Annotated in this window: 3 protein-coding genes and 1 pseudogene; 2 read left to right on the top strand and 2 right to left on the bottom strand. The window is 68.7% G+C overall.

What is annotated here, in order from left to right:
- Positions 1 to 261: pseudogene (locus ACO1BU_RS35560) on the bottom strand (hypothetical protein); the annotation flags it as partial.
- 918 nt (positions 262 to 1179) lie between these two features.
- On the opposite strand from ACO1BU_RS35560, the gene ACO1BU_RS35565 reads away from it, so the two are divergent.
- Together ACO1BU_RS35565 and ACO1BU_RS35570 are read left to right on the top strand one after the other, a co-directional pair.
- A complete protein-coding gene (locus ACO1BU_RS35565) occupies positions 1180 to 2088 on the top strand; it encodes a hypothetical protein (RefSeq protein ID WP_424140609.1) in 909 nt (302 codons plus the stop codon).
- 1 nt (position 2089) lies between these two features.
- Positions 2090 to 4525, top strand: coding sequence for a hypothetical protein (locus tag ACO1BU_RS35570; RefSeq protein WP_424140610.1), 2436 nt, complete (start codon positions 2090 to 2092; stop codon positions 4523 to 4525).
- Positions 4526 to 5433: 908 nt separating this feature from the next.
- On the opposite strand, the gene ACO1BU_RS35575 is transcribed toward ACO1BU_RS35570, so the two are convergent.
- On the bottom strand, positions 5434 to 6264 hold the full coding sequence (locus tag ACO1BU_RS35575; RefSeq protein WP_424134609.1) for an IS5 family transposase: 831 nt from the start codon (positions 6262 to 6264) through the stop codon (positions 5434 to 5436).
- Positions 6265 to 6328 lie beyond the last annotated feature (64 nt).

Genomic DNA, 6328 nt, shown 5'->3' on the forward strand with positions numbered 1-6328 from the left:
GGCGCGCCCGCACCAAGGCCTTTCGCAGCTGGCAGCAGGAGACGTGCGCCCAAGCGGCATCATGATCCTGCCGTACCCTCGATCATGCGGCCGAACTTGCCTTCTCGTCGAACAACTTGCCAATGCCCGGGCGGCGCCGATCTGCCCCTCCACGTCCGCCTCCATCAGCATCTGCAGCACCGCCTCGGCGACACCGCGTAGGAAATCACCATCTCCTGCTTTCGCCAGCAGGTCAGCCAGTGGCAGTCTGTCCTCGGTCATCGGGTCCTCGTCGGCCAGGGGTGGGAGCTTCGCAACTCCATCCTAGCCGCCAGGTCCGATGGCCACCCAAGCCCTACACCCCGGACCGTGCCGGATTTTCCACCACCTCCGTGGACGCTACCAGAGCGCGAGGACCGGAGAATCACTCGCCAATACGGCGACGCCGTTCTCCTCGCGGTTGCCAGTGACTGGGGCTGGTCACACGGGTTGGTCGTCGTGAGAATGCCCGACGGTGATCACCTGTATCCTAGCCTGCGTTCGAATCATGCCCGCGGCAGCCGCGATTGCTGGCGGGCAGCTGCCCACGAACTCGCGACCGTGGCGCGGGCCAACAACGAGTGCGGCTGGGATAGCCGAGGAGTTGAACTCGCCTGTGAGCTGGTCAGCAGTTACGGACACAGCAGTCTGGTCCTCGATTTAAGGGGACCTGGGCCCGTCAGCTGCCGTCCCTCGACGATCAGAGAAGTTCAGGAGCGGGTCGGACTCGGACAGGTTGTCGTGCTCCGGCTCGGAACGCCCCCGTCAGCGAGAGCCAGCACGGCAGCTGTCCGGTCGAGCGAGCGGGCTGAGCAGATGGCGCTCAATTTCAGTCAGGACTCGGTGTGATGCAGATGCGCCTCTCCGGCGCGATAAGGTTCAGCGCCTCGGGAGGCGCGATATTTACCGAATAAAGATACGAACCAGAAACTATTTGGGCTCGGGATCCCAGTCTGCTACCCACCCTGTTCGAGCCCCTTCACCCCAGAAGGGGCATAACCTTATCCGGATGGGGTTATCCGGATCCGGGGGCGTAGTCCTGCACCGGGGCCTCTGAGACGGCTGGGTACCCCGGGGGGTGAGGCACAACGCGACGACGATATTTGTCGCAAAGAGCCCGGCACGTGGTCATAGGGAGGGTCGACCAAAGGGGGGTCGACCATGTCCAGCACACCCATCGAAACACGCGTTCCCAACGAGAACGCCTTGGCAGGGGCGGTGGCTACCGTCCTCAGGAAGAGCAGGCCGGCCTCCGCCGTATCGGAGGCCATCCTGGCGATGCAGCGTCGCGGCGAGGTCCATGGCCGGCAGGAGGCAGACGCCAGAAGGTCCCTGGTCGAGACGGCGGACACGATCGTCTCGGCGATCCGGGCCATGACCCAGGCGGAGCAGGAGCAGACCTGGATGAAGGCGATCGGGGACGGCCTGATCGCTGACCGCCGCGAACTGCGCAACGGGGTCGCTGCCCTTGTCGCGATCGCTCTGCAGCGGACCAACCTCTCCGCCTCGTTCAGGAGCCAGATGCGGACGGTCATCCAGAGCGCCATTGAGGCTGGGGTGACGGTCGCGTCCCTCGCCGGCCAGGGGTCCGTCTCTGCGGCGTACAGGGCCATACGGGCTCCTGGGCTGGAACGGCTTCCATCCTCGGCTCACTGTCACCTGCGCCTGGACAGCGGGGAGGCTGCCCGAGCCGCTGTGGATGGTCGCCTGTTCCGCATTGAGGGTGGTCCGACGGAGGGGTTCCGCCTCGTGGCATGCGACCCGGTGGTGAATCGTTCGGTCGCTAGGCCGTTGATCGACGGGGCTGCCGAAGAGGTGCCGCAGGTCGCCGAGGAACCGTCGTACGGGGAGCGCCCGTGGTTCTGCATCAGGGCCTTCACGGTCAGGGGGGTCTCTACGAAGCCCGACGCGAAGAAGCTGCTTGAGACCTCGGCGGAGTTCGTGGTGGCGACGGATCCCAGCACGAAGTCGTCGATCCGTGTCTGGAGGCTGACGCGCGACACACCCGAGGTCCGCGCCATCATCGAGGCGCACGACCCGCAGCCCTGGCCCCGGACGGAGGGCGCGTGACATGAGCAACCTGGAGCAGTTCGTCCGCGTCGAGTGTCTCGCCCGGCGGCCAAGCATCCTCAAGAAAGAGAATAGGGGGGAGGGGGCTCCTTGGTCCCTCCGTGACGTTCTGGGCGAGGTGACCCGTCAGCCGGGTCACCACCCCCATGTCCGCGATCCGTTGCCCCCGGTCCTCCTCCACGGCCGGCCCGCCCAGGAGGTGGTCGAACTCGCGGAGTGGCGCGCGGGGGTGGCGCGCGACGCCGTCGACCGGCACGTGCGAATGGACGCTCCCATCGCCGTGTGCTGGGTGGTCAGCTATCCCCTCACCTGGGAGGAAGTCCGCGCCTCGCCAGCGGCCACCGCCGTCTACGATGCCTGGCGCGATCGCAGCGTTGAATTCCTTGTCCAGCGGACCGGGGGACTGATCGACAGCATCCTCCTCCACGAGGACGAGCCCTATCCGCACCTGCACGGCCTCGGGGCCGTGCCCCTCGTTCCGGGCGAGACCAACAAGGGCAAGGCCATCCAGCGCCTGGAGATCGGCGCTCTCGATCCTGCCCGGACCGCGCGGGACCAGGCCGAGCGGGCCGGCAAGCCGGCCGGCGAGGCCGCCCGCGCCGCCTACCGCGATCTTGCCTTCGCCTACAGCGTGGCCGTCGGCCTCGAAACCGGCCTGCGCATGCCCGGCCTCGAGGGATTCGGGCGCCGCCGCCTCTCCTCGGCGGGCCACAAGAAGATGCACGCGCGGGAGGGCGGCGCCGAGCCAGCGAAGAAGCCGGTCCGGCCGGATCTCTCGGCCGACCGGATGCTGGTGGCCCGGGCCGCGCTCGCGCGCCTGCAGGCCATCCCGGACCTGCGGGCGCCCGCCGAGCGGCTGTCACCGGACGGGTTCATCGATCTCCTACCGGCAGGGACCGTGGAGCGGGGGCGCGTACTCGTCCCCGTCCGGCGCGCGCGGGAGAACGACCGCGCCGATGAGGCGGCCGAGGCTTTCCTTGACGCTCAGGCCCGCCAGAAGGTGGAGGCCGAGGCGGCCATCCGCCGCGCAGATGACGCGGAGGTTCGGCTGGCGGCGGCCGAGCCACAGGCGTCGCGCCTCAACCGTCTGCTGGAAGCCCTGAGCGCCGCCGGGCCCTTCGCGGGCCAGATCGCCGACGCGCTCGAACCCGTGGCTCCGGGAGCGGCGGGGGTGGTCCGGCGTCTGGGCGCCGCCCTCACGGGTGCGGTGAAGGATCGCGACACCGCGCAGGAAGAGGCGCAGCGGGAGCGGGAGCGGAACGCGCGGCTGTCGGAGGAAACGGCGGAGGCGAAGGCGGCCCAGGCAGAGGCCGAGAAGCGCTGGCGCGCCCTCGAGCTCCTCGACGGGAGCGAAGTGGATCTGGACGGGCGTCTGGGTAAGCTCGCTGCCGTGATCCCCCGCACGGCGGCACTGGCTCGCCAGGGACTCGCTTCCTCGAGGAAGACCGTCGATGACCTGCGGGCGAAGCTGAGCAGGGAAGTGCGTGCCAAGGAGCAGGTCGAGCGCCAGCTAGCGGAGGCACAGAGCGGCGCCCAGGCAAGGGCGGAGGCGGTCCGGACCATCGAGGCAATCCGGTCTGCTGACGCCCTCAGCAAAAGCCAGGGACCGGCACCCGTGCTGGCAGCCCTGGGATCCCTTGCTCCGGTCCTGGTATCCAACATCAAGAGGCTGCGAAATCGTCCGGCGAGCGCGGATGCCGGCCTCGCTGAGGGGCGCCGCCGCCTTGCGGCGATCGAGGCCGAAGGCGCGGCGCTGACGCTGGGCCCTGATGGGGAGATCGACCGCGCGGGAGTCCCGGCCGCGAGGCAGGATTTCCTGGTCGGCCACGAGGCGGTTCTCACCCTCTTGGTTCGGGAACGCAGCGCCAAGGCGCAGCTCGCCGCCTTGGTGAAGGAGAAGGCTGTGCAGGATAAGGTCCGGGCGGGGACCGCGCGCGAGCTCGAGCGCGCCGGCCAAGCGATCCCGGCCCGCATTTCTGGCGGTACCACCCTTGAGCCCGTCGACAACGCCGTCGGGGTGCTCGGCGGAAAGCAGGCCGGTGGGAGCCCGCCCATCGGCACGTCGACCCTCCCCAAGACCGCCACCGCCACCCGGCCGTCCCTCCAATGGCTCATCGTCGATCGGGCCATCGACGACGCCCGAGCCGGGCGCCAGGGGATGGCGGGCCTGCCGGACAGTCCACAGACGCGGGCGCTGTACCAGGATACCCGCCAGAAGATTGCGCGCGGCACTGACGCCCTCCGGCGTCTCGAGGATCCGGCCACCCGGACTGCCTTCGAGCGTCATCTCATCGGCCCGGTAATCATGGAGCGCCAGGCGATGCTCGTCGCCCTCCCGCCCGAGCGGCTGCACTTGATCCGCGGAAGGTCGTCCACAAGAGGCGATACCAACGCTCACATCCAGTCCCGGCCGGCCTCATCGGCCGCGACCCGGTAGGAGACCCGTCATGCCCTCCGATCTGCCGCAGAACTGTGGCGAGTGCGTCTACTGGAATTCCCTCGACCAGCGCCGGAGCCGCGGCGAATGCCGTGCCGTGCTGGCCGCGCCCCGATTGCACGCGAAGACGACCGGTCATCTGCGGAGATGGCCGCAGACGGACCCGGCCGAGGTCGGCTGCCTTGCTGGGGCGACCGAGGCCGAACACCTGCCGAGCTCCTGCGCCGCTTGCGTCGCTTGGCTGCAGACCGGGGAGGAGGGCGACATGAAAACCGGCCAGTGCCGGCGGCGGTCACCCGAGTACCGCGAGCCGCGAGATGAGCGTCCCCCTGGAGCCCTATGGCCTGCCGTACCCGGTCAGCTGTGGTGTGGGGAGGGCGTGGCCATTCCGTCCGCAGAGGAGGAAGCGCCGTCCCCGCCCGCTCGGGCAGGCGCTCCGGCCCCGGCTCAGGTCGAGATCGGAGAGAAACCATAAAGTCATGATGAACAGCAGCGAGGCAACGACGGAGCGGGAGGGAGAGCGGGCTCCCTCCCAGTTGCGGACCGACGTTGACGCCCTGATCAAGCGCATGGAGAAGGGTGGGTGCAACCGGGGAGCACAACGCATCCATTTCTGCGTTGATCCCGGAGTCCCCATTATTGTAGCGCGTCTATTACGCGGTAGGGTCTTCCGGGATTTTGTCGGTGTGGGACTTGGTACGCCCGAAAGCGGCGCAGCGCCGGTAGCCCTCCTATAGACGGCGGGCATCAAGCCTCCGCACGGGCTTGCCGTCACCCGCCGGCCGTGGACCACCCCAGGACCGTCGCGAGCGGGACGGGGAGACGGAGCAACCGACCCACGGGCAGCTGGATGACGGTTCCTGCGTCCTCGGCGTTGCTGGCCACGATCAGACCCCGTTTGAGAATTGCTACGGGTCGGGGTGAGCGACGCGGCGGAGCAGGAGGGCACCCATGCTGAGGTGGATCATAGCGTCCGACACGTCCAGACGCTTTTCGTAGTCCCGCACCAGCCTGCGCCAGCGGGTCATCCAGCCGAATGTACGTTCCACCACCCAGCGCCGCGGCAGCACCTGGAAGCCTTTCTGGTCCGGCAGCTTGCGCACCACCTCCAGCGTGAAGTCCTTGTAGGCGGCAAGGCTCGCAAGCCTGCCCCGGTCATAGGCGCCGTCGGCGAACAGGTGCTTCAGCCACGGCCAGCGGCGACGCACGGCCTTGATGATCTCCTCGGCCCCGGCGGCGTCCTGCACGTCGGCCGTGGTCAGATTGACCATCAGCAGGCGCCCGTCCGTATCCACGGCCACGTGGCGCTTGCGGCCTTTCAGCTTCTTGGCGGCATCATAGCCGCCGCCACCAGGTGCATGCGGCGCCTTGACGGTTTGGCTGTCCACCGCGCCCGCCGTGGGACTTGCCTCCCGTCCGGCCTGCTCGCGGTCGAGCATCAGCATTACATCGTGGACCGTCTGGAACAGCATGCGGCGCACCAGGCGCCGGAACCACCAGTACACTGTCTGCCACGGCCCGAAATGCACCGGCAGCATGCGCCATCCGCCGCCCGAGCGGGCCATATAGCGGATCGCGTTCAGTATCTCGCGCAGGTCCACCCCGGGCTTCCTGCCCCGTCTGGGCGGCTTCGGCAGCAACGGCCTGACCCGCTCCCATTCCTCGTCGGTCAGGTCAGTCGGGTAGCGCCGGCCCCGCTCAAACGCCAGCTGCCGCGCACGGTGCTCCTTGGTCCACATCCCGCCTATGTGGCCATGCAGACCGGCCCAACCCAGGCCGGAACTGCATTCTCAAACGGGGTCT

The organism is Roseomonas chloroacetimidivorans (assembly GCF_049629625.1).
In the GTDB taxonomy this organism is placed as follows: Bacteria; Pseudomonadota; Alphaproteobacteria; order Acetobacterales; family Acetobacteraceae; genus Roseomonas; species Roseomonas chloroacetimidivorans.

What these genes read in the sequence shown, in the direction of transcription:
- ACO1BU_RS35565 (WP_424140609.1), top strand. Translation starts at nt 1,180, where the DNA reads ATGTCCAGCACACCCATCGAAACACGCGTTCCCAACGAGAACGCCTTG.
- ACO1BU_RS35570 (WP_424140610.1), top strand. Translation starts at nt 2,090, where the DNA reads ATGAGCAACCTGGAGCAGTTCGTCCGCGTCGAGTGTCTCGCCCGGCGG.
- ACO1BU_RS35575 (WP_424134609.1), bottom strand. Translation starts at nt 6,264, where the DNA reads ATGTGGACCAAGGAGCACCGTGCGCGGCAGCTGGCGTTTGAGCGGGGC.